Below are 20990 nucleotides of genomic sequence, written 5' to 3' on the forward strand. Positions count from 1 at the left end.
AACGAGGAGTACGGGATGAACAGCGCGGGTGCGGACCGGCGGAGGTGGATCGCGTTGGCGATCGTGATGGTCGCCTCCTTCATGGACCTGGTGGACGTGACGATCGTCAACATCGCGATCCCGAGCATCCAGGAGGACACCGGCGCCTCCTTCAGCGCCGTCCAGTGGGTGACCGGTGGGTACTCGCTGGCCTTCGCGGTCGGCCTGATCACGGGCGGGCGGCTGGGCGACATCCACGGGCGCCGGAAGGTGTTCCTGGTCGGGATCGGAGGCTTCACCCTGACCTCCGCGCTGTGCGGGCTGGCCTCGGGGCCGGAGATGCTGGTCGCGATGCGGGTGCTCCAGGGCGGGACGGCGGCGCTGATGGTGCCGCAGGTGCTGTCGATCATCCACGCGACCTTCCCGGCGGAGGAGCGCGGCAAGGTGTTCGGGATGTTCGGCGCGGTGGTCGGGCTGGGCGCGGTGTCCGGTCCGATGATCGGCGCGCTGCTGACCGAGTGGGACCTGTTCGGCCTGGCCTGGCGGCCGATCTTCCTGATCAACCTGCCGGTGGGCATCGCCGGGTTCCTGCTCGGGCGCCGCTACATCGACGAGTCCCGGGCGGAGAAGGCGCTCCGGCTGGACCTGGTGGGCATGGTGCTGGCCAGCCTCGGCCTGCTGATGCTGATCTACCCGCTCACCCACGGGCGCGAGGCCGGCTGGCCGCTGTGGGGGTACCTGTCGATGGGCGGGAGCGCGGTCGTGTTCGCGCTGTTCGTGGCGTACGAGCGGGTCAAGGCGCGGCGGGACGGCTCGCCGCTGGTGGAGCTGTCGCTGTTCCGGGTGAAGTCCTTCGCGGCCGGGATCGCGGTGCAGACCGCCTTCGGGATCGGGCTGGGGATCTTCTTCCTGATCTGGACGCTGTACATGCAGATCGGCCTGGGCTGGAGCCCGCTCAAGGCCGGCACCACCGGCCTGCCGTTCTCCTTCGCCGTCTCCGTCGCGGCCGGGCTCTCCGTGCAGAAGCTGGTGCCGCGGTTCGGGCGGAAGGTGCTGCAGGCGGGGGCGCTGGTGATGGTGGCCGGCGTGCTGCTCTACATCGCGGAGGCGCACCGGTACGGGACGGGCATCGCGCCCTGGCAGATGGCGCTGCCGCTGGTCGTGATGGGCCTCGGGATGGGGCTGGTGGTCGCGCCGATCACGGACGCGGTGCTGGCGGAGGTGCCGCGCGAACACGCCGGGTCGGCCTCGGGGCTGATCAACACCGTGCAGCAGGTGGGGAACGCGCTCGGGCTCGGGCTGGTGTCCGTCGCCTTCTTCGGGCAGGTGGACGACGCGGTCGCGCCGCAGGCGGTCGGGGAGGCCTTCAACGGGGCGTTCGTGCACGCGATGTGGTGGGTCGCGGCGGTGCTGGCGGGCGTGTTCCTGCTGATGTTCGCGCTGCCCCGGCGCAAGGCGGTCGCGGCGGAGGCCGTCGAGGCTCCGGAGCGGGACGTCGCGCTGGTCTGACCGGCGTCGTGCGGAGGGCCCCGGTCGCGGTTCGCGGCCGGGGCCCTTGTCGGTTGCGGGGGTTGCGGGCGGTCAGCGTGCGGCGGCGATGCCCGCGATCGATGCGCGGGTGACGGTGCGGGGCTTGGCGGCGGCCTTCGCCTCCTTGGCGGCGCGCTTCACCTCCTGCTTGAACTCCCGGACCAGGGTGAGGGATTCGGGACCGGTGATGTCCGCGACGGAACGGTGCGCGCCCTCCTCGCCGTAGGCGCCGGCGGCCTCGCGCCAGCCCTCCGGCCGTACGCCGTACTGCTTGCCGAGCAGGGCCAGGAAGATCTGCGACTTCTGCTTGCCGAAGCCGGGAAGGGCGTTGAGGCGGCTCAGCAGCTCCTTGCCCGTGCGCACGTCCTTCCAGAGCGCCTCGGCCTCGCCGTCGTACTGCGCGACCAGGAACTGGCAGAGCTGCTGGACCCGTTTGGCCATCGCGGCCGGGTAGCGGTGGACGGCGGGCTTGGCGGAGAGCAGGGCGACGAGCTCCTCCGGGCCGTAGGTGGCGATCTCGTGCGCGTCCAGGTCGTCGTGGCCGAGGCGCTGGGCGATGGTCAGCGGGCCGGTGAACGCCCACTCCATCGGGACCTGCTGGTCCAGCAGCATGCCGACGAGGACGGCGAGCGCGCTGCGTCCGAGCAGTTCGTCGGCCTCGGGTTGCTGGGCGAGCCGGACGGTGACGTTCATGGGCGTCCCTACCTCGGAGTTGACGTCGGATCGGCGCCCAGTCTGGTCGACCGGGTGGGGGCGGACGCGATCAACACGCCCGTTTGACGGGGAGTTTTGGTGTTCACCACCCTTGGGGGGTCTGCATGGTTCGTTGGCGGAGCGGTTGTTGGGGGTGGCGAGGGGCGGCACGGGGGTGGCGCGGAATATTTTTTGCCCTCGTTTTCGTCCGGGCTGTCACACCGGTGGGACGCGCCGGGTCAGAGGGGTGTCGAGCCGCCGCGGAACGGTCCGGGGCGGCGCCCGTCGAATGGGGAGCAGCACCATGTCCGTCGCCTACGTCGTCGTCACCGTCTTCGCCGCGCTGAACGTCGGCTTCTCCGCCTGCTCGGTCTTCGCGAAGGCCTCGTACGTGGTGGGGCCGTTGGTCCAGTACGGCGTTCCGCGCCCGTGGTGGGTCTGGCTCGGGGTCGCCAAGGCCGCCGGGGCGGTGGGGCTGCTGGTCGGGCTCGCGGTGCCGGCCGTCGGGTACGCGGCGGCGGTCGGGCTCGTCCTCTACTTCCTGGGGGCGGTGCTCACGGTGCTCCGGGCCCGGGCGTACGGGAACGTCCCGTTCCCGCTGATCTACATGGCGCCGGTGGTGGCCTCGCTGGTGCTGGCGCTCGCGGCCTGAGGGTTCGGGGGCCGGGGGTTCGGGGGTCGGGGGTTCGCGGCCCGAGGGCTTACGGGCCGGGGGCGGGTCAGGCCGGGCCGAGGCCCCGGAGCAGGGTGTCGACCACGAGGGCGGCGCGGGACCCGGGGGTGTCGGGGAGCGTCGCGGCCGGGCCGGTGGCGGCCTCGTGGATCAGGGCGTAGTAGACGCGGCGGGCCCAGCCGAGGTCGGTGTCCGGGCGCAGGACGCCGGCCTCGCGGGCGCGGGCGAAGAGCCCGTCGCAGCGGGCGAGGACGTCGGCGTGGATGCGGGCGGTCTCCTCGTCCTCCGGGACGGCGTTCAGCGCGAAGCCCCAACCGATCTTCACCCGCAGGACGTTGGCGGTGACCTGGTGCAGGGCGACCAGGGGTGTTCGGTCTCTCGCAGTCCCAGCTCCTCGACGCCCTGCCGGGCATGCTCGGCATGGCCACCGGCCGCCTGGTCGAACCCGCCGAGGTCGCCGCCCTCGTCGCCTACCTGGCCTCGCCGCTGGCGGCCAGTACGACGGGCACCGACCACCTCGTCGACGCGGGGGCCGTCAAGACGGCGTGACCTGCTCGTACGGGGCGCGGGGAGGAGGGGGTGCGCTGGGCTGGACGGGTGGTTGTGGTGGGGCGGTGGGCGGGGGTGGTGGGCGGTTGTGGGGGTCGTGCGGACGATCTTGGGGGGAGGGGGCGCTCGGGCGGGTGTTCGAGTGGACTGGTGGGCGAGTTGGTCATTTCATATGACTGTTTCGGTTGTGCCCATGCGGGGAGATGACGGCGGGTCATTCTTGGTCCAATCGACGCGTCCAGAAAGGCCCGCCCGCCGTGACCCAGCCGTTCGAACTCCCGTCCTTCTACGTGCCGCACCCGGCACGCCTCAATCCCCATCTGGACGAGGCCAGGGTCCACTCCAGCGCCTGGGCACGGGAGATGGGCATGCTGGAGGGATCGGGCATCTGGGACCAGGCCGACCTCGACGCCCACGACTACGGACTGCTCTGCGCCTACACCCACCCCGACTGCGACGCCGAGGCGCTGTCGCTGGTCACCGACTGGTACGTGTGGGTCTTCTTCTTCGACGACCACTTCCTCGACATGTACAAGCGCACCAACGACCGGGAGGCGGGCAAGGCGCACCTGGACCGGCTGCCGCTGTTCATGCCGGCCGACCCGGACGCCGGGACGCCCGAGCCGCGGAACCCCGTCGAGGCGGGGCTGGCCGACCTGTGGCGGCGCACCGTGCCGGCGATGGGCGAGGACTGGCGGGTGCGGTTCGCGGAGAGCACCCGCAACCTGCTGAACGAGTCGCTGTGGGAGCTCTCCAACATCGACGCCGGCCGGATCGCCAACCCGGTCGAGTACATCGAGATGCGCCGCAAGGTCGGGGGCGCGCCCTGGTCCGCGCAGCTGGTCGAGTACGCGGCCGGGGCCGAGGTGCCGAAGGAGGTGTCGGGGTCGCGGGCGCTGCGGGTGCTGATGGACGCCTTCTCGGACGGCGTGCACCTGCGCAACGACATCTTCTCGTACCAGCGGGAGGTCGAGGACGAGGGCGAACTCAGCAACGGCATCCTGGTGTTGGAGACCTTCCTGAACTGCACCACCCAGGAGGCCGCCGAGGCGGTCAACGACCTGATCACCTCGCGGCTGCAGCAGTTCGAGAACACCGTCTTCACCGAGCTGCCGGTGCTGTTCGCCGAGACCGGGCTCGAACCCGAGGGCCGGGCGCGGGTGTTGGCGTACGTCAAGGGCCTCCAGGACTGGCAGGCGGGCGGGCACGAGTGGCACATGCGCTCCAGCCGGTACATGAACGGCGGTGGGGCGGCGGCCGGTTCGGAGGGAGGGGTCGCTCCGGGCGCGGGCGGGGCGCTGCCGGGGCTCGGAGCGGGCGGCAACTGGTGGGACGCCTACGCGATCGGGGGGATCGGCACCTCGGCGCTGGACGTGCTGCGCGGCGGGGCCACCGTGGCCCGGGGTGACAGCTCGGCCGGGCGCTCCGGCGGGGTGGCGCCGGCGGTGCGGCGGGCGCGCTCGCACGGGCACGTGCCCTTCCGGCCGGTCGGGCCCGGCCAACTGCCCGAGTTCAGGCTGCCGTTCGAGCTCCGGCTCAGCCCGCACCTGGACGGCGCGCGGGAGCGGGTGGTCGAGTGGGCCGGGCGGATGGGCCTGCTGGGCGAGCAGCCCGGACTGCCCGGGCCCGGCATCTGGGACGCCGAGTCGATGCGGGACTACGACCTGCCGCTGTGCTCCGCCGGCATCCACCCGGACGCCAGTGAGGAGCAACTCGACATCACCTCGGCCTGGTTGGCCTGGGGCACCTGGGCCGACGACTACTACCCGATGGTGTTCGGCCGCACCCGCGACCTCGCCGGTGCCAAGCAGGCCACCGCGCGGCTGCGCCTGTTCATGCCGGTGGACGGCAGCGCCGCGCCCGAGCCCCTGAACGCGCTGGAGCGCGGCCTCGCCGACATCTGGGAGCGCACCGCCTCACCGATGACCGTCGAGGCGCGGGAGCGGCTGCGGGAGTCCGTCGATTCTATGACGGACAGCTGGATCTGGGAGATCGCCAACCAGATCCAGCACCGGGTTCCCGACCCGGTCGACTACCTGGAGATGCGCCGCGCCACCTTCGGCTCCGACCTGACCACGGCGCTGAGCCGGCTCGGCCACGGGAAGTCCGTGCCGCCGGAGGTCTACCGGCACGGGGCGATGCGGGCGCTGGAGAACTCCGCGATGGACTACGGGTGCATGATCAACGACGTGTTCTCGTACCGGAAGGAGGTCGAGTACGAGGGGGAGCTGCACAACGCCGTGCTGGTGGTGCAGAACTTCTTCAACTGCGACTACCCGGCGGCGGCGCGGATCGTCGACGACCTGATGCACTCGCGGCTCGACCAGTTCCGGCACGTGGCGAAGAACGAACTCCCGGTGATGTACGACGACTTCGGGCTGGACGCCGAGGCGCGGGGGCTGCTGGACGGGTACGTGCGGGAGCTGGAGGACTGGCTGGCGGGGGTGCTGAACTGGCACGAGGGGTGCCGGCGGTACCGGGAGGAGGACCTGGAGCGGCACTTCGGGCCGGAGCGGGTGCTGGCGGCGCGGGGGGCGGGGGCCGCTGTTCCGGCTGCTGCTTCGGCTGCTTCCGCTGCTTCGGCTGAGCCTGGGGTGCCTGCCGTGCCTGTGCTGCCTTCCGTGCCTGTGCTGCCTTCCGTGCCGATGGGGCCGACCGGGCTGGGGACGTCCTCGCTGCGTCCGCCGGTGGGCGGCGGGGTGGCCGGGCTGCACTGAGCCTCCCCGCGGTGACGGTGGCGCACCCGCGCGGGTCATCCCGCGCGGGTGCGTCGCGTCGTGGCTAGGCTGGCCAACCGGGGGGCCGCGCACACCCGCCGGCGTGCGCGTACCGCCGCACGCGAGGGCAGAAGAGATGACCGCGCTACCTGAGGGCACACCCTGCTGGGCCGACGCGATGTTCACCGACCTGGAGGGCGCCAAGGCGTTCTACGGGGACGTCCTGGGCTGGACGTTCGGCGAGAGCGCGTCCGAGTTCGGCAACTACACGCAGGCCTATTCGGACGGCAAGGCCGTCGCCGCGATCGTGCCGCCGATGCCCGGCGAGCAGGCGCAGTCCGCCTGGTGCCTCTACCTGGCCTCGCCGGACGCGGCCGCCACCGCCGAGCGGATCCGCGCCGCCGGGGGCGAGGTGGTGATGGGGCCGATGGCGGTCGGGGACTTCGGCACGCTCGTCATCGCCCGGGACCCGGGCGGGGTGGTGTTCGGCGTCTGGCAGGCCGGCGTGCACGAGGGCTTCGAGAAGCAGGACGCGCCCGGCTCGTACGCCTGGGCCGAGGTCATCACGCGCGAGCCGGGCAGGGCCGACGCCTTCTTCCCCGCCGTCTTCCCGTACGGCGTGCGGAAGATGGCGGGCGGGGACTTCGACTACCGGATGTTCACGGTGGGCGAGCGGCCCGTGCTGGGCAGGATGGCCGCGGTGGGCGACTTCCTGCCGCCCGAGGCGCCCTCGTACGTCAGCGTGTACTTCGCGGTGGACGACACCGACGCGGCGATCGGGCGGCTGACGGCGCGCGGCGGCAAGGTCTACTTCGGGCCGATGGACAGCCCGTTCGGCCGGTTCGCGGCGGTCGGCGACCCGCAGGGCGCGGCCTTCGGGCTGATCGACCTCGGACGGACGGTCGGCGGGCGCCCGCCGACCGAGGACGCCTGAGGGCGGGGCCCGCGATGGGTTCGGCGCAGGAGCGCGAGGAGCTCGTCGAGTCGCTGGACCGGCGGCGGTTCCTGCTGCGGCGCACCGTGCACGGCCTCACCGACGAGGAGGCGGCCCGGCGCACCACGGTCAGCGAGCTGACCCTCGGCGGGCTGATCAAGCACGTGGCGTCCGTCGAGGCGCGCTGGGCGCGGTTCGTCACCGGCGGCGCGGAGGCGATGCGCGGCGGGGAGGAGGACTGGGCCGGGCAGTTCCGGATGGCCGAGGGCGAGACGCTGGAGGGGCTGCTGGCGGCGTACGAGGAGGTCGGGCGGGCGACGGACGAACTCCTCCGCGGCCTGCCCGACCTCGACCTCGCGCACCCGCTGCCGCCCGCGCCCTGGTTCGAGCCGGGGGCGCGGTGGTCGGCGCGGCAGGTGGTGCTGCACCTGATCGCGGAGACGGCGCAGCACACCGGGCACGCGGACATCATCCGGGAGTCGCTGGACGGGGTGCGGGCGACGGGGTGACGTGCCCGGTCCTCTCCCCGGGCGGTGCGGTCAGTGCTTCCAGGTGCGGTTGAGGGAGGATTCCAGCCCGTCCAGGATCAGGCGGACGTTCCTGGTGAAGCCGGAGTCCCGGCCCTCCGCGACCTCGTCCGGCACGTGGGTGGTGTACAGCCGGTGCAGGCGCGGGAACTCCTTCGTTGCCTCGATGAGGTTGGGCATCATCTCGGCGACCCACTCGTGCTCGTCGCGGCCGCTCTTGGCGAGGGCGCTGAGCCAGGCGGCCTCCACGGTGGCGGTGCCGATGATGTAGCCGACCAGGACGTTCATGGCCTCGTTGGCGTCGCCGTCCTCGAAGCCGGCCTCGTCCATCAGGGCCAGCATGGCCTCGGAGAGCCGCATCCAGCTGGGGCCGAAGTAGACCATGCCGACGTCGCCCAGCACCGAGACCATCCACGGGTGGCGCAGCACGCAGGCGCGCAGGTTCTCGGCGATCTCCTCGACGGCCTTGCGCCACACGGCCGGGTCCTCGGCGCCGGTCGCGTCCGGGAGGGGGAGCTCGCCGAAGACCTCGTCGACGACGAGGGCCAGCAGCTCGTCCTTGTTGGCGACGTGGGTGTAGAGGGAGGTGGCTCCGGCGTTGAGGCGGGCGCCGAGCTTGCGCATGCTCAGCGCCTCGATGCCGTCGGCGTCCAGCAGGGTGAGCGCCTCCCGGACGATCTGCCCGCGGCTGAGCACCGGCTGCTCGCGCCGGGCGCGCTGCGGGCGGGCCCAGGGGTTGGGGATTCCCGGGGCCGCGCTCCCTCGGGCCTTTCGGTCCGCCTCCGAGTCGTCCGTCATCCAGCTCTCCTTCCGTCCTGTTCCGGCTGAGCCCCCGGGCCGTCCGTGCGTCCTGGGGTCTTCGGGGTTCCTGGCTCCAGCATAGGGCCCAGATCCGAACGCTGTGCGGTTGTGCGTACGGTGTTCGGTCGATTCGTACGGCGTGCGGAGAGGTGAACGGTGTACTGCCTTGCGCACACCGTTCGGTTGTCCGTACAGTGTTCGGCATGGCGCACGCCGCACCCCGGGGGTAGGTACTGGAGGGCGGTGTGGCCTGGACGACTTCCGAGCGCCGCCAGGGGCGGCGCCGACTTCGAAGGGGGTGCGCGGTGGTACGGCAACCGCAGCGCTGGCTCATCCTGATCGTGCTCTGCCTCAGCACCCTGGTGCTGGTGATCGACAACATGGTGCTCATGGTGTCCGTCCCGCCGATCGCGGAGGACCTCAAGGCCGGGGCCCAGGACATCCAGTGGATCATCGACTCCTACATCCTGGTGTTCGCGGGCCTCCTGCTCACCTCCGGGAGCCTCTCCGACCGCTTCGGCCGCCGGAAGGTGATGATCATCGGACTGGCGCTGTTCGGCGCCGCCTCCCTGGTCGCCGCCGAGGCCGCCAGCCCCGGCCAGCTCATCGCCGGGCGCGTCCTCATGGGCGTCGGCGGGGCGCTCGTCATGCCGAGCACCCTCTCCATCGTGATCACCGTCTTCGACGACGAGGAGCGCCCGAAGGCCATCGCGGCCTGGAGCGCGGTGGCCATGCTCGGCCTGGTCGGCGGCCCGGTGCTCGGCGGCGCGCTGATCGCGCACTTCTGGTGGGGCGCGGTCTTCCTGCTCAACGTGCCGATCGCGGTGGTCGCGATCATCGCGGCGCTCGTCCTGATGCCCGAGTCCAAGGGCCCGTGGCGCAAGCCCGACCTGCCCGGCATGGTGCTCTCCATGGTCGGCATGACCGCCCTGGTCTGGTCGATCATCGTGCTGCCCCGCGACGGCATCACCAGCGCCGGCACGATCGCCTCCTTCGCCGTCGCCGTGGCCGCGCTGGCCGGCTTCGCCGTCCGCCAGGTGCGCACCGACTCCCCGATGGTCCCGCTCAACCTGTTCCGCAACCGGGTCTTCACCGGCGCGAGCTTCTCGCTCGTCCTGCTCACCTTCGCCAACGGCGGCCTGATGCTGGTGCTCACCCAGCACCTGCAGTTCGTCCTGGAGTTCACTCCCACCGACACCGGCCTCGCCTTCATCCCCCTCGCCATCGCCTCGCTCGCCTTCAACGCCATCGGCGCGGTGCTCGGCAAGAAGGTGTCGGCGCGGGTGCTCACCGCGACCGGCATGCTGATCATCGCGGGCGGCTTCGGACTGCTCGCCACCCTGTCCGTCGGCGACGGGTTCACCAAGGTCGCCCTCGGGATGCTGGTCCTCGGCATCGGCTCCGGGCTCGGGATGCCGGCCGCCGCCAACGCCCTCCTGGGCGCCGTCCCCGGCGAGCACGCCGGCGTCGGCTCGGCGCTCAACGACACCATCCAGCAGGCCGGTGCGGCCCTGGGCGTCGCCGTCCTCGGCACCGTCCTCTCCAGCACCTACACCAGCCGGATGCCGGCCGACGCCCCCGACGGCGCCCGGCACTCGATCACCGACGCCCTCGCCCTGGCCTCGGCCAACGGCGACGGCGGGATGCTGGCGGCGGCCCGCGACGCGTTCAACACGGCGACCTCGACCACCTTCACGGCGGGCGGCGTGGCGGTGCTGGCGGCTGCGGCGCTGACGCTGGCCCTGATGAAGGGCGGGCCGAAGGCGGGCCCGGGGGTCACGGAGCCGGCGGAGGCCGACGCCGAGCCGGCGGCCCAGCCGGTGAGCTGAGCTTGCGGCGCTGCCGAAGGCCCCGGAACCGCGACCTGCGGCCGGGGCTTTCGGCTGCCCGGGCTCGGTGGGGGGCGGGTCTTTACGGCGTAAAGAGCAGGGGCGCCGGCCCCGGCGAGGCCACCGCTGCTTCACCTGCGGCCGGGGGCGGGCCCGGGGCGTAGCCTTCGGGTATGCCTTCGAAGTCCGCCGTCTACGCGGAGCGGCCGTCCCGGCTGCCCGGCGCGGTGGTGTGGACGAAGACCGTCGGGGGCGGTGCGGAGGCGGGGGTCGGCGGGCTGGTGCTGCCGGACGGGTGCATGGATCTGCTCTGGAACGGCGGTCGGCTGATGGTGGCGGGCCCGGACACCCGGGCGTTCCGGCCCGGGGCCGGGCGGGGCGCCCGGTGGGCGGGCGTTCGCTTCCGGCCGGGGGCGGCTCCCGCGCTGCTCGGCGTACCGGCGCACGAACTGCGCGACCAGCGGATCGACCTGGCGGTGCTGAGGCCCGCCGCCGAGGTGCGCCGGCTGACCGAGCGGATCGACGCCGCCGCCGATCCGGCCGCCGCGCTGGAGGCCCTGGCGCTGGACCTGGCCGCCGAGGCGCCTCCGGAGGATGGGCTGGTCAGGGCCGTCGCCGCCGCGCTCGCGGCCGGGCGGGGCGTCGCGGCGACGGCCGAGGCGGTGGGCCTCGGCGCCCGGCAGCTGCACCGGCGCTCGCTGACCGCGTTCGGGTACGGCCCCAAGACGCTCGCCCGCATCCTGCGGCTTCAGCGCGCGCTCGCGCTCGCCCGCTCGGGCGTGCCGCTCGCCGAGACGGCGGCCCGGGCGGGCTACGCGGATCAGGCCCATCTCGCGCGGGACGTGCGGGAGTTGGCGGGTGCGTCGGTGACGGCGCTGTTGCGGGCGTGAGCGGGGCGGGCGTGAGCGGGGCGGGCGTGCCCATCGGTGGTGTTCTCCGGGACGGTGGGCCCGCCCCGCGCGCGTCGGTGGTGTCCTGCGGGACGGTGGGCCCGCCCCCGGTCAGGACTCGGTGAGCGGGGCGAGGAGGTCGACCTCGTTGCCGTCCGGGTCGCGGACGACCGCGTAGCGCTGGCCCCAGAACGCGTCCCAGGGCTTCAGCTCGCCCGAGTGGCCCGCCTCGACCAGCTCCGCGTACAGCGCGTCGACGTGGGCCGGGCTCGCGCAGCGGAAGGCGAGGGCGGTGCGGCCGCCGCCGGTCGGCGGGCGCCAGTCGGGGTGGAAGGAGCGGATGGTGGACTCCGGGTCGAGGACCAGCAGCGGGCCGCCGCCGGGGAGTTGGGCTTCGACGTGGGGCTCGTTCTCGGCGCCCTCGGCGAACTCGACGCCGAGGCGGCGGTAGAAGGCGATCGAGGCGGCCAGGTCGGAGACGGCGAGGCCGACGAACGCGAAGGCGGGTGCGGGAGTGCTGTTCATGATCACCACGCTAGGCGGTTCCCGGGCCGCCGGTCTTGAACGAATCGGACACGGCTGGATCCGAAGGAGAGGGGCCGGCCTCCTCGGCATGCCCGACCTCGATGGACCCGTCCGCCTCGCCCGGCGGCGGTCCGGTGGAAAACCCGGCTGACCAGCGGGGCCGCTGAGGGTAACGTCCTCGCTGGTACTGGTGATTCACATGAGGGGGACGTGGCGGATGAGCGGCAGGAGAGACCCGGAGACCCCGGACGTCTTCCGGACCCCGATCGGGCAGGTGTTCGTCCGGACGCACTTCGGCGAGGCCCCGGCGCTGGACGCGGACGCGTGGACGCTGACCGTCGACGGACTGGTCGAACACCCCCTGGAACTGGACCTGTCGGCGCTCCTGGCCCTGCCCCAGACCGACCTCACGGCCGTCCACGAGTGCTTCGGCAACCCGCTGAACCCGGACGTCCCGACCCGCGCCGTCGCCAACCTGGAGTGGAGGGGCGTTCCGCTGGCGGCCGTCCTCGCCCTGGCCGCCCCGACCGCCGGGGCCCTGCACGTCCGGCTGGAGGGCGCCGACACCGGCTCGTACGCGGGGGAGAGCGGGGTGGCGTACGTCAAGGACCTCCCGCTGGAGCAGGCGCGCGAGGCCGTCCTGCTCGCGCACCGGATGAACGGCGAGCCGCTGCCGCGCGAACACGGCTTCCCCGTACGGGCGGTGGTGCCCGGGATGTTCGGCACCAACGGGGTGAAGTGGCTGAGCCGGATCACGCTGGTCGCCGAGCGCCCCGAGCACTTCTTCACCACACAGCTCTACACCCGGGTGGTGCCGGGGGAGAGCGAGCCCGTCCCCGTCCGGGAGATCGACGTCAGCAGCAAGCTGCTCACCCCGCGCGACGGCGCCCACGTGCCCGCCGGGCCGTGCGACATCGCGGGCCGGGCCTGGAGTTCGAGCGAGGTGACCTCCGTCGAGGTCTCCGTGGACGGGGGCGAGTGGCGGCCCGCCGAGCTGGAGCCGCGCGGCGACCAGCCCGCCTGGCAGCGCTTCGCGCTCGTCCACGACCTCACCCCGGGCGAGCACCTCGTCCGGGCCCGGGCCACCGACGCCGTCGGACGGGTGCAGCCGCTCGCCGGGGCCAGGAACCACGTGCACGAGATCCGGCTGGTCGCCGGGGCCGAGAACGAGTAGGGGAGCGAGCGGATGCTGCGGCGAGACCTGGGAGTCGGCGGGCCGGGCGCGAGCGCGCTGTGCCTGGGGGCGATGACCTTCGGCACCACCGTGGACGAGCGGACGGCGACGGCGATCCTGGACCGCTTCACCGAGGCGGGCGGCACCTTCGTCGACACCGCGAACAACTACGCCGTCTGGGCGCCCGGCGGGACGGGCTTCGAGAGCGAGGAGCTGCTCGGTCGCTGGATCGCGCGCCGCCGCAACCGGGACTCCCTGGTGCTGGCCTCCAAGTCCGGCGCCCGGCCCGTCCCGGGCCTGCCGTTCCCGGAGCACCTGGAGGGCCTCGCCGCGCCCGTGCTGCGCGACGCCGTCGAGGGCAGCCTGCGCCGCCTGGGCACCGACCGCCTGGACGTCCACTACGCGCACGTGGCCGACCCGGCGACCCCGGTGGAGGAGACCCTCGGCGCCTACGCCGGCCTGGTCGGTGACGGCACGGTCGGCGTCCTCGGCTGCAGCAACCACACCGCCGCCCAGCTGGCCGGGGCCAACGCCCTTGCCGCCGAGCGGGGTTGGCCCGGCTACCGCTGCGTCCAGCAGCGCCACAGCTACCTGGCGCCCGCGCCGGACGCGGACTTCGGCATCCAACGGCACGCCGACGCCGCCCTGCTGGAGCACCTCGCCGCGGACCCCGAGGCCGTCCTGCTCGCCTACTCCCCGCTCCTCGGCGGCGCCTACAGCCGGCCCGACCGGCCGCTGGGGCGGCAGTACGAGTGGCCGGGGGCGCGGGCCCGCCTCGCCGCTCTGGCGGAGGTGACGGCCGAGACCGGCGCGACCGTCAACCAGGTCGTGCTGGCCTGGCTGTTGGCGCATCCCGTCCCCACCGTCCCCGTCCTGGGCGTGAGTTCGGTGGAGCAGCTCGACGAGGCGCTGGGCGCGCTGGAACTGCGGCTGGACGAGGACCAGGTGAGGCGGCTCTCCGAGGCCGGGTGAGCTGAGGAGGAGACGTGGACTCGAACTGGCCCCGACCCGGTCGGAACCGGCCCGTGCGGGAATTCGAGGGGATTCGAAAGGGGAATCGAAGGGACTTTCCCGCGCTCCTCCCCGTTCCCGTGGGAAACACGGGCACCACGGATTTCCGAAGCGCCGGAATCCGGAAAAGCGGGACGGCCCGCCGGCGAGGCCGGCGGGCCGTCGAGCAATCAGGTGGTCGAGCTGTTCGGAAAGGTTCGCGTCAGCGCGGCTTCTTGAAGCCGAGGGTCGTCGCGTCCTTCTTGGTGTAGATGGTGCCGTCGGTGTCCTTGGTGAAGTCGCCGACCTTGGCGGCCGCCGGCGGGGTGTAGCGCGCGGGCATCTTCGTCACGGTGCTCTCCCATTCATCCAGATCGAGGCCCGGTCGGCCTCCGTTTCATTGAGCCGCCACCTGGTGATGGTGTCTATGCGGACGGATCGGCTTCGGCCATTGCGCTCCGACGTCTCGTGCGTCGGGTTGGCTCGTCGGCGAAGCGTCGTCCGGTCGGACTTCTCCTGGATGTGGACATGACATGTCCCCCAGTGATCGTAAGTGATCAAAAGCGATCAGAGCCGCCCTTGATCTGCATATTATCGATCTGGAAAAGCCCCTATTCCGCCACCACGGAATTGGCGCGATCGGCGGGGAAATCAGCGGTGTCCGGTTGTGCGGCCCCCGGTGGTCGGGCACGGTTCTGAGGCGAAGCACCGATGGTGCCGATGCCGTCGTGGTGCCCGTGATACCTGGGGGGTGAGGCACGTGAAGTCGCTCGACGATTACCTCGTGGTTTTTCCGGATTCTCAGGGTGGTGCTGAGGCCCACCGCACCGTCGGCCGACAGATCGGCCACGGAACGGCGCAGACGATCGCCCACGAATCCGGACGCCCCTGGCTCGCCGGTTCGTGGGCGCCGGAGGACCTGGTGGTGTCCTCGGCCGGCCCCGTGCGGGTCGCGGCGTTCGGGTCGAGCCCCGTCGCCCGGAGCCGGCTCGACGCCCTGGCCGCCTCCGTCCGGGGCCTGTCGGACCTGGATCGGCTCGCCCGCGCCCTGCCCGGCAACACACACCTGATCGCCTCCGTCCACGGCCAGGTGCGCTTCCAGGGCACCGTCACCGGGACGCGCTGCGTGTACACCGCCCGCCTGGGCGGCGTGCCCGTCGCCGCCGACCGGGCCGACGTGCTCGCCGGGCTGACCGGCGCCGAGCCCGACGAGGCCCTCGTCGCGGCGAGCGTGACGTACGGGATGCTCTTCGCGCCGCTGAGCGAACGCGGTTGGTGGCGCGGCGTGCACCAGGTGCCGTCCGACTCCTGCCTCCTGATGCCCGGCGACGGCGCCGCCGCCCGGGCCGTGCGCTGGTGGGAGCCGCCGGAGCCCGAGCTCACCCTGGAGCAGGGCGCGCCGGCCGTGCGCGAGCGGCTGCGCGAGGCGGTCGCCGGGCGGCGGCCGCAGCGGGGCCGGTTGTCCGCCGACCTCTCGGGCGGCATGGACTCCACCTCGCTCTGCTTCCTCGCCGCCGAGCACGACCCCGGCCTGCTCACCTTCTGCTGGACGGGCGGCAGCGCGATCAACGACGACCCGCTGTACGCCGCCGAGGCCGCCCGCCGCCTGCCCGACGCCGAGCACCTCACCGTGCCCGACACCGACGCACCGCCGGTGTTCGCCCCGCCGTACTGGGCGATCGACACGGAGGCCCCGCGCGCCGCCACCCGGGGCATGAACGCGATCCGCTACGGGGCCCGCCACCTCGTCGCGCACGGCGCCACCCGGCACCTCGCCGGCCACGGCGCGGACGAGCTGTTCACCGGCGGCGCCTCCTACCTGCACACGCTCGTGCGCCGCAGCCCCGTCACCGCCTGGCGGCAGCTGCGCGCCCACCAGGCCCTGAACAGCTGGCCGTTGCTGCCCAGCCTGGCCGGACTGCTGCGCGGGGGAGACCTCGCCGGATGGTGGCGGCAGTGCGCCGACGACATCGCCCGCAGCGCGCCGCCGCCCCGTACGCCCTCCCTCGGCTGGGGCGAGCGGATCCCGGCCACGCCCTGGGCCACCGGCGACGCGGTGGCGGCCACCCGGGCCGTCTTCCACGACGTGGCCGACCAGGTCGAGCCCCTGGCGCCCGACCGGGGGCAGCACGAGGCGCTGTCCGCCCTGCGCAGCGCGGGCCCGGTGCTGCGGCTCGTCTGCCGGGACTACGCCGCCGAGGGGCTGCCGCTCGAACTCCCGTACCTGGACGACCGGGTGGTCGAGGCGGTGCTGGCGATCCTGCCGCACGAGCGGTACAGCCCGTGGCGGTACAAGCCGGTGCTGGCCGCCGCGATGCGCGGCCTCGTGCCCGAGGTGATCCTCGGCCGGACCACCAAGGGGGACTGCGAGGAGCCCGTCGACCGCTCGCTCCAGGACCACGTGCCCGACCTGCTGGAGCTGTTCGCGGACTCGGAGCTGGCGCGGCGCGGCCTGATCGACGTGCGCAGACTGCGCACCACGCTGATCACGCCGCCGCGCAGCGGGGACGTCTGGTCGGCGCAGCTGGAGGCGACGATCGGCGCCGAGCTGTGGCTGCGGGAGATCGCCGCGCGTTCCACCGCCGAGCCCGTCCTGGCCGGCTCCGCGGCCCGCGACGGGGCCCGCGACGGGGCCCGCGACGGGAAGGAGACGCCGTGACCAGCCCGCCCTGCGCGCTCCAGCCGCGCACCCGGCTGCCCCTGCGCCGGCGCCTGCTCCCGCTCGCCGCTGTCGCCCTCGCCCGGCCGCTGGCCCGGCTGTCGCCCGGGCGGCTGCGGGCCGTGCTGGCGGCGCTGAGCACCGGCGCCCGGCCGGGCACGGCCGCCCAGGCCTCCGCCGCCCGTACGGCCGTCGTGGCGGTCAGCCTGCGCTGCGCCGTGCACAACTGCCTCCAGCGGTCGATCGCCACGGCCCTGCTGTGCCGGTTCAAGGGCGTCTGGCCCACCTGGCAGGCGGGCGTGCGGACCACGCCGTTCGGCGCCCACGCCTGGGTCGAGGCGGAGGGGCGGGTCATCGACGAGCCCTACCCGGACGGGTACTTCCGGCCGCTGGTCACCGTCGCCCCCAAGCGCCCGGCCCGTACGGCCTGACCGTCCGCTTCGATCGTTCGATCATCGGAGGACCCGCATGACTCTCCGCCTGACCGCCCACACCGTCTCCACCGACACGGACGACGGCGCCGTGCTGCTGAGTCAGCGCACCGGGGCCTACTGGCAGCTCAACCAGACCGGCGCCTACGCCCTCCAGCGCCTGTTCGAGGGCCGGACCGTCGACCAGGTGGCCGAGGAGTTCTCCGCACACTTCGGCATCGCCGCCGCCGAAGCGCGCCAGGACCTCGCCGAGATGACCGAACGGCTGCGCTCCTCCGGCCTGGTGGAGGCGGGCTGAGCCGCCCCCGAGGCCCGGAAGGGGGTCGCGCACCGTGCTCCGACAGCTCTGGAACCTGACCCGCGGGCAGCGCCGCTCCCTCGGCGCCGCCCTGCTCCTCACCCTGGCGGCCGCCGCCGTGGGCGTCGCCCAGCCGCTCGCGGCGAAGGGCGTGGTCGACGCCGTCACCGCGCACCGCCCGCTGCTCGGCCCCGCCGGCCTGCTCGTCGCGCTGCTCCTGGCCCAGGCCCTCATCGGCGCGGGCGCCGTCTACCTGCTGGAGCGCACCGGCGAGCGGTTCGTCCTGGCCACCCGGACGCGGCTCGCCGGGCACCTGCTGCGGCTGCGCATGCACGCCTTCGACGGCCAGCGCGTCGGCGACCTGATGGCGCGGGCCTCGACGGACGTGGTCGTCCTGCGCGAGGCGCTCACGCACGTCGCCGTCCAGATCGCGACCAACCTGTGCGTCGCCCTCGGCAGCGTGGTGGCCATGTTCCTGCTGGACCCGGTCCTGATGCTGCTCATCCTGGGCGTGCTCCTCGCCTGCGGGCTGGTGATCAGCAGGCTGTCGGCGGCGATCGGCCGCACCTCCGAGGAGGTGCAGACGGCCGTGGGAGCCGTCTCGGCCGGGCTGGAACGGGCGCTGTCGGCGCTGCGGACCGTACGGGCCAACCGCGCCGAACGGCGGGAGGCCGCGCACCTCGACGCGCTCGCCCGCGAGGCCTACGAGGCCGCGATGCGCGGCGCCCGGCTCACCGCCGTGATCGCCCCGACCGCCCAACTCGCCATCAACGCCGCTTTCGTGCTCGTCCTGCTGCTCGGCGCGACCAGGGTCGACCAGGGGGCCCTGTCGCTCGGCGCCCTGGTGGCGATGCTGCTGTACGCGACCCAACTCAACGGGCCCGTCACCGAGTTGATGGAGGGCCTCGCCTCGGTGAACCGGGCCAAAGGGTCCACCGAGCGCATCCGGGAGGTCTACGCACTGCCCGTCGAGGAGGCCGCCCCCTCGGTCGCGCCCCGCACCGTACGGTGGTCAACCACCGCCCCGGCACTGGAGATCCGTGACCTGCGCTTCGGCTACCAGCCCGACACCCCGATCCTCCGGGGCCTCTCGCTGACCGTCCCGCCGAACGCCCTCGTGGCCCTGGTCGGCCCGTCCGGCGCCGGGAAGTCCACCACCTTCGCGCTGATCAACCGCTTCTACGAACCGTGGAGCGGAAGCATCAGCCTCGGAGGCCGGCCCGCCGAGGACCTCGGGCCCCACGAGTGGCGCTCGCACCTCGGCTGGGTCGAGCAGGACTGCCCGATGCTGCACGGCACCCTGCGCGAGAACCTCTGCTACGCGGCCCCCGACACCACCGACGAGCGCCTCCGGGAGGTCCTCGGCCTCGTCAACCTCACCGCCAAGGTGGACGGCCTGCCGGCCGGGCTGGACACCGAGGTCGGCGAACGCGGCCTGCGCCTGTCCAGCGGCGAACGCCAGCGCGTCGCCATCGCCCGGGCCGTGCTCGCCCGCCCGCGCCTGCTGCTGCTGGACGAGCCGACCGCGCACCTCGACCCCGCCAACGAGGCCGCCCTGACCGTCAACCTGCACGAGCTGCGGAAGGAGTGCGCGCTGCTCGTCATCGCCCACCGGATGTCGACGATCGAGGCGGCGGACACGGTGGTCATGCTCTCCGAGGGCGCCGCCTCCGCCACCGCGCCCTACCCCGACCTCCTGCGCACCCACGCGCCGTTCCGGCAACTCTCCGGCCGCTGACGGAACGTGGGGGGAGCGGGACCGACCGGCGTGCGAGCATGCGGAGGCCGGGGCGCGGTGCCCCGGCCGGCTACTCCGCCCGAACGCACGTTCCGGCAGTGGGCGGTGGAGAACGCCGCCGCGTTCTCCCCGCGCTGATCACCGCCGGCCTCCCCGGCTTCACCGCGCCGTGGTGGGCGGTGAAGCCGAGGAGGCGGCAGGCCTTCCGAGGGGGCCGAGGGGCGGGAAAGCGGGCTACCGGGGGAGGAGGACTGCGTACTCGCGGATCAGGGCGGCCGTGCCGTCCTCGATGCGGGCGAAGACGAACACCTCGTCGAGGGAACCGAAGGAGCCCAGTTCCTGACGGGCGGCCACGATGCGCTCGGCGAGGGCGGGTTCGACGGTGCAGGCGCGGGTGATCTCCTCGGCGTCGGCGTGGTTGAGGTCGACGAGGCCGCCGTCGTCGTACTCGCCGGGGAGGGCGGGGCGGCCGATGCGCAGGTCGCGGGCCAGGACGGGGTCCTTGCGGGCGAGGGCCCGGGCTTCGTCGCGGCGGGCGCGGGCGGCGAGGCGGGCCGCGACGACCGGGTCTCCGACGGCGGGGTGGGCGGCCGGGCCGGTGGTGAGGCCGAAGACCTCGCGGCGCAGCGGTACGAGCTGGTAGCAGGCGGTGGCCGCCGTGGCCACGGCGAGGAGGATGGAGGCGCCCTCCAGCAGGCCGCCGAGGGTGCCGGTCGTGTGGCCGGCCGCGTCCTTGGGGGCGAGCGAGGACAGCGTGCCGATGACGACCGCGGCGACCGCGTAGACCGCCGTGCGCACCAGCAGGTCCTTGCGCTGCAGCCGGGCCGCCGCGTGGGCGAACGGCACCGCGCTGAGCATCCCGAAGGTGAGCAGCACGACGAGGAAGTACCAGGCGCCGCCCGGTCGTCGGGGGGAGGCGGGCGGCGGCGGGGCCGCCCGGGGGCCCTTGTAGGTGTAGACAACCATGCGGCGGCGCCCTTCGGTGGTTCGTCCCGGTGGTCTGGAGAGGGCGCCAGCCTCGCAGAAGCGGAGGGCGGGGCGGCGGCTCGTTGTCGAGTTGTGATGGCGATGTGACGAGCCATCACCTGCGCTGAGCGGGCAGGGGGCCGCGGAAGCCGATGTGGGAGCGGTGGCGGAGGCGGAGGAGTTCGATGGTGGCGGTGGTGGTGACGACGAGGGGGCCCGCGAGGAGGGCGGCGAGGACGGCGGGGGTGGAGGGGGTGGGGGTCTTGGGGTGGATGAGGGTGACGTGGCCGAGGAGGGTGAGCCAGGTCAGGAGGACGGCGACGAGGGGGCGGACCAGGGGGTGGCCGCGGACGGCGAAGGAGTTGCGGTGGATCAGGTAGAGGGTGGGGAGGGTGAAGGCGGGCACCCAGTAGGCCATGAGCAGGGTGAGGCCGGTGGAGTTGCCGAGGTAGGCGCTGCGGCCGGTGGTCATCAGGGCGAGGAAGACGCCGAAGGTGACGAGGCCGGTGAGCAGGGGCCGCAGGACGAGGCGGCCCACCCGCCGGCGGGTTCCGGGGCGGGCGAGCAGGACGAGTGAGGCGCAGGCGAGGAGCAGGGCGATCGGGCCGCTGAGCAGCATGACGACGCCGTCCCCGAAGGAGTCCTGGAAGAGCTCGTCGGCGGACGCCCCGTTCGCGAGCCGGACGAGGAGGAGGACGAGGCCGAGCCCGAACAGCGCCCGGGCCAGCATCAGGCGTTCCACCAGCGGGTCGAGGGTCTGGGCGGCGATGAACGTCACCACCGGTTGCAGCGCCGGTTCGAGGAGTTCCGCCCCCGCCACCGCCGTGACCCCGGAGGCGGACATCCGCAGCATCCGGTAGGGCCCGTAGATCCGGCTCGCCAGCCGCCAGGGCAGCAGCACGTCCAGCACCCACGCGCGCGGTGTGCGCCGTGGCAGGTCCGGCAGCCGGTAGGGCGGGCGGTCGTACGCGGAGGCGGGAGCCTCCGATGGCGCGGGCATGGGTGACCCCCGTGGTCGTAGGAGCGCTGACACGGTGACAGCTCGCCCCGGACGCACGCAATCGCCATACCGGCCCTACCCGGTCGG

Annotated in this window: 21 protein-coding genes; 14 read left to right on the forward strand and 7 right to left on the reverse strand. The window is 73.6% G+C overall.

Annotation, left to right across the window (positions count from 1 at the left end):
- The first annotated feature begins 15 nt into the window (after nt 1-15).
- The gene (locus ACIRRS_RS13790) at nt 16-1488 is read left to right on the forward strand and encodes an MFS transporter (protein WP_402969694.1); all 1473 of its coding nucleotides are present in this window, start codon (nt 16-18) and stop codon (nt 1486-1488) included.
- A 72-nt stretch (nt 1489-1560) separates the two neighbouring features.
- On the opposite strand, the gene ACIRRS_RS13795 is transcribed toward ACIRRS_RS13790, so the two are convergent.
- A complete protein-coding gene (locus tag ACIRRS_RS13795; RefSeq protein WP_402969453.1) occupies nt 1561-2202 on the reverse strand; it encodes an HhH-GPD-type base excision DNA repair protein in 642 nt (213 codons plus the stop codon).
- A 304-nt stretch (nt 2203-2506) separates the two neighbouring features.
- On the opposite strand from ACIRRS_RS13795, the gene ACIRRS_RS13800 reads away from it, so the two are divergent.
- Nucleotides 2507-2854, forward strand: coding sequence for a DoxX family protein (locus tag ACIRRS_RS13800; RefSeq protein WP_402969456.1), 348 nt, complete (start codon nt 2507-2509; stop codon nt 2852-2854).
- Between the two features lie 67 nt (nt 2855-2921).
- Here ACIRRS_RS13800 and ACIRRS_RS13805 read toward each other — a convergent pair whose 3' ends face one another.
- Entirely contained in the window at nt 2922-3200 is a 279-nt protein-coding gene (locus ACIRRS_RS13805; protein ID WP_402969459.1) for a hypothetical protein, read from the reverse strand.
- A gap of 41 nt (nt 3201-3241) precedes the next feature.
- Between ACIRRS_RS13805 and ACIRRS_RS13810 the strand changes: the two genes are divergently transcribed.
- The 4 genes from ACIRRS_RS13810 to ACIRRS_RS13825 all read left to right on the forward strand — a co-directional run bounded on the left by ACIRRS_RS13810 (nt 3242) and on the right by ACIRRS_RS13825 (nt 7584).
- Nucleotides 3242-3424 (forward strand): SDR family oxidoreductase, encoded by a 183-nt coding sequence (locus ACIRRS_RS13810; protein ID WP_402969462.1) that lies wholly within the window; start codon nt 3242-3244, stop codon nt 3422-3424.
- Between the two features lie 257 nt (nt 3425-3681).
- Nucleotides 3682-6141 carry a germacradienol/geosmin synthase gene (locus ACIRRS_RS13815; RefSeq protein ID WP_402969465.1) on the forward strand — a complete coding sequence of 820 codons (2460 nt, stop codon included), beginning with the start codon at nt 3682-3684 and terminating at the stop codon, nt 6139-6141.
- A 136-nt stretch (nt 6142-6277) separates the two neighbouring features.
- Nucleotides 6278-7075 (forward strand): VOC family protein, encoded by a 798-nt coding sequence (locus ACIRRS_RS13820; RefSeq protein WP_402969468.1) that lies wholly within the window; start codon nt 6278-6280, stop codon nt 7073-7075.
- Between the two features lie 14 nt (nt 7076-7089).
- Nucleotides 7090-7584 (forward strand): DinB family protein, encoded by a 495-nt coding sequence (locus ACIRRS_RS13825; protein WP_402969471.1) that lies wholly within the window; start codon nt 7090-7092, stop codon nt 7582-7584.
- A gap of 30 nt (nt 7585-7614) precedes the next feature.
- Here ACIRRS_RS13825 and ACIRRS_RS13830 read toward each other — a convergent pair whose 3' ends face one another.
- Nucleotides 7615-8400: a TetR/AcrR family transcriptional regulator gene (locus tag ACIRRS_RS13830; RefSeq protein WP_402969474.1), complete on the reverse strand. Its 786-nt coding sequence runs from the start codon at nt 8398-8400 to the stop codon at nt 7615-7617.
- A 308-nt stretch (nt 8401-8708) separates the two neighbouring features.
- On the opposite strand from ACIRRS_RS13830, the gene ACIRRS_RS13835 reads away from it, so the two are divergent.
- Both ACIRRS_RS13835 and ACIRRS_RS13840 read left to right on the forward strand, forming a co-directional pair.
- Entirely contained in the window at nt 8709-10232 is a 1524-nt protein-coding gene (locus ACIRRS_RS13835) for an MFS transporter (RefSeq protein ID WP_402969477.1), read from the forward strand.
- Between the two features lie 173 nt (nt 10233-10405).
- Nucleotides 10406-11122 (forward strand): helix-turn-helix domain-containing protein, encoded by a 717-nt coding sequence (locus ACIRRS_RS13840; protein ID WP_402969480.1) that lies wholly within the window; start codon nt 10406-10408, stop codon nt 11120-11122.
- 111 nt (nt 11123-11233) lie between these two features.
- On the opposite strand, the gene ACIRRS_RS13845 is transcribed toward ACIRRS_RS13840, so the two are convergent.
- Nucleotides 11234-11647: a VOC family protein gene (locus ACIRRS_RS13845; RefSeq protein WP_402969483.1), complete on the reverse strand. Its 414-nt coding sequence runs from the start codon at nt 11645-11647 to the stop codon at nt 11234-11236.
- Nucleotides 11648-11864: 217 nt separating this feature from the next.
- On the opposite strand from ACIRRS_RS13845, the gene ACIRRS_RS13850 reads away from it, so the two are divergent.
- Both ACIRRS_RS13850 and ACIRRS_RS13855 read left to right on the forward strand, forming a co-directional pair.
- Nucleotides 11865-12821, forward strand: coding sequence for a molybdopterin-dependent oxidoreductase (locus ACIRRS_RS13850; RefSeq protein ID WP_402969486.1), 957 nt, complete (start codon nt 11865-11867; stop codon nt 12819-12821).
- 12 nt (nt 12822-12833) lie between these two features.
- Entirely contained in the window at nt 12834-13793 is a 960-nt protein-coding gene (locus tag ACIRRS_RS13855) for an aldo/keto reductase (protein WP_402969489.1), read from the forward strand.
- A 241-nt stretch (nt 13794-14034) separates the two neighbouring features.
- Here ACIRRS_RS13855 and ACIRRS_RS13860 read toward each other — a convergent pair whose 3' ends face one another.
- On the reverse strand, nt 14035-14163 hold the full coding sequence (locus ACIRRS_RS13860; RefSeq protein ID WP_402969492.1) for a hypothetical protein: 129 nt from the start codon (nt 14161-14163) through the stop codon (nt 14035-14037).
- 432 nt (nt 14164-14595) lie between these two features.
- Here ACIRRS_RS13860 and ACIRRS_RS13865 point away from each other — a divergent pair, with 432 nt between their 5' ends.
- The 4 genes from ACIRRS_RS13865 to ACIRRS_RS13880 are packed head-to-tail and all read left to right on the forward strand — an operon-like array spanning nt 14596 to nt 18937.
- On the forward strand, nt 14596-16470 hold the full coding sequence (locus ACIRRS_RS13865; RefSeq protein ID WP_402969494.1) for an asparagine synthase-related protein: 1875 nt from the start codon (nt 14596-14598) through the stop codon (nt 16468-16470).
- Entirely contained in the window at nt 16467-16901 is a 435-nt protein-coding gene (locus ACIRRS_RS13870; protein ID WP_402969497.1) for a lasso peptide biosynthesis B2 protein, read from the forward strand. The genes ACIRRS_RS13865 and ACIRRS_RS13870 overlap by 4 nt, the downstream gene beginning before the upstream one ends.
- 37 nt (nt 16902-16938) lie before the next feature.
- Nucleotides 16939-17199, forward strand: a complete 261-nt coding sequence (locus tag ACIRRS_RS13875) for a lasso peptide biosynthesis PqqD family chaperone (protein ID WP_402969500.1) — start codon at nt 16939-16941, stop codon at nt 17197-17199.
- A 34-nt stretch (nt 17200-17233) separates the two neighbouring features.
- Nucleotides 17234-18937: an ABC transporter ATP-binding protein gene (locus ACIRRS_RS13880; protein ID WP_402969503.1), complete on the forward strand. Its 1704-nt coding sequence runs from the start codon at nt 17234-17236 to the stop codon at nt 18935-18937.
- 234 nt (nt 18938-19171) lie between these two features.
- Here the strand turns inward: ACIRRS_RS13880 and ACIRRS_RS13885 are convergent, their stop codons facing one another.
- A complete protein-coding gene (locus tag ACIRRS_RS13885; RefSeq protein ID WP_402969506.1) occupies nt 19172-19903 on the reverse strand; it encodes a ComEA family DNA-binding protein in 732 nt (243 codons plus the stop codon).
- Between the two features lie 115 nt (nt 19904-20018).
- Nucleotides 20019-20903 carry a hypothetical protein gene (locus ACIRRS_RS13890; protein ID WP_402969509.1) on the reverse strand — a complete coding sequence of 295 codons (885 nt, stop codon included), beginning with the start codon at nt 20901-20903 and terminating at the stop codon, nt 20019-20021.
- Between the last annotated feature and the right edge of the window lie 87 nt (nt 20904-20990).

Origin of the sequence: Kitasatospora sp. NPDC101183, from assembly GCF_044767945.1 — a bacterium.
GTDB lineage: Bacteria > Actinomycetota > Actinomycetes > Streptomycetales > Streptomycetaceae > Kitasatospora.

What these genes read in the sequence shown, in the direction of transcription:
- ACIRRS_RS13820 (WP_402969468.1), top strand. Translation starts at nt 6,278, where the DNA reads ATGACCGCGCTACCTGAGGGCACACCCTGCTGGGCCGACGCGATGTTC.
- ACIRRS_RS13850 (WP_402969486.1), top strand. Translation starts at nt 11,865, where the DNA reads ATGAGCGGCAGGAGAGACCCGGAGACCCCGGACGTCTTCCGGACCCCG.
- ACIRRS_RS13840 (WP_402969480.1), top strand. Translation starts at nt 10,406, where the DNA reads ATGCCTTCGAAGTCCGCCGTCTACGCGGAGCGGCCGTCCCGGCTGCCC.
- ACIRRS_RS13800 (WP_402969456.1), top strand. Translation starts at nt 2,507, where the DNA reads ATGTCCGTCGCCTACGTCGTCGTCACCGTCTTCGCCGCGCTGAACGTC.
- ACIRRS_RS13830 (WP_402969474.1), bottom strand. Translation starts at nt 8,400, where the DNA reads ATGACGGACGACTCGGAGGCGGACCGAAAGGCCCGAGGGAGCGCGGCC.
- ACIRRS_RS13790 (WP_402969694.1), top strand. Translation starts at nt 16, where the DNA reads ATGAACAGCGCGGGTGCGGACCGGCGGAGGTGGATCGCGTTGGCGATC.
- ACIRRS_RS13885 (WP_402969506.1), bottom strand. Translation starts at nt 19,903, where the DNA reads ATGGTTGTCTACACCTACAAGGGCCCCCGGGCGGCCCCGCCGCCGCCC.
- ACIRRS_RS13845 (WP_402969483.1), bottom strand. Translation starts at nt 11,647, where the DNA reads ATGAACAGCACTCCCGCACCCGCCTTCGCGTTCGTCGGCCTCGCCGTC.
- ACIRRS_RS13855 (WP_402969489.1), top strand. Translation starts at nt 12,834, where the DNA reads ATGCTGCGGCGAGACCTGGGAGTCGGCGGGCCGGGCGCGAGCGCGCTG.
- ACIRRS_RS13795 (WP_402969453.1), bottom strand. Translation starts at nt 2,202, where the DNA reads ATGAACGTCACCGTCCGGCTCGCCCAGCAACCCGAGGCCGACGAACTG.
- ACIRRS_RS13890 (WP_402969509.1), bottom strand. Translation starts at nt 20,903, where the DNA reads ATGCCCGCGCCATCGGAGGCTCCCGCCTCCGCGTACGACCGCCCGCCC.
- ACIRRS_RS13875 (WP_402969500.1), top strand. Translation starts at nt 16,939, where the DNA reads ATGACTCTCCGCCTGACCGCCCACACCGTCTCCACCGACACGGACGAC.
- ACIRRS_RS13825 (WP_402969471.1), top strand. Translation starts at nt 7,090, where the DNA reads ATGGGTTCGGCGCAGGAGCGCGAGGAGCTCGTCGAGTCGCTGGACCGG.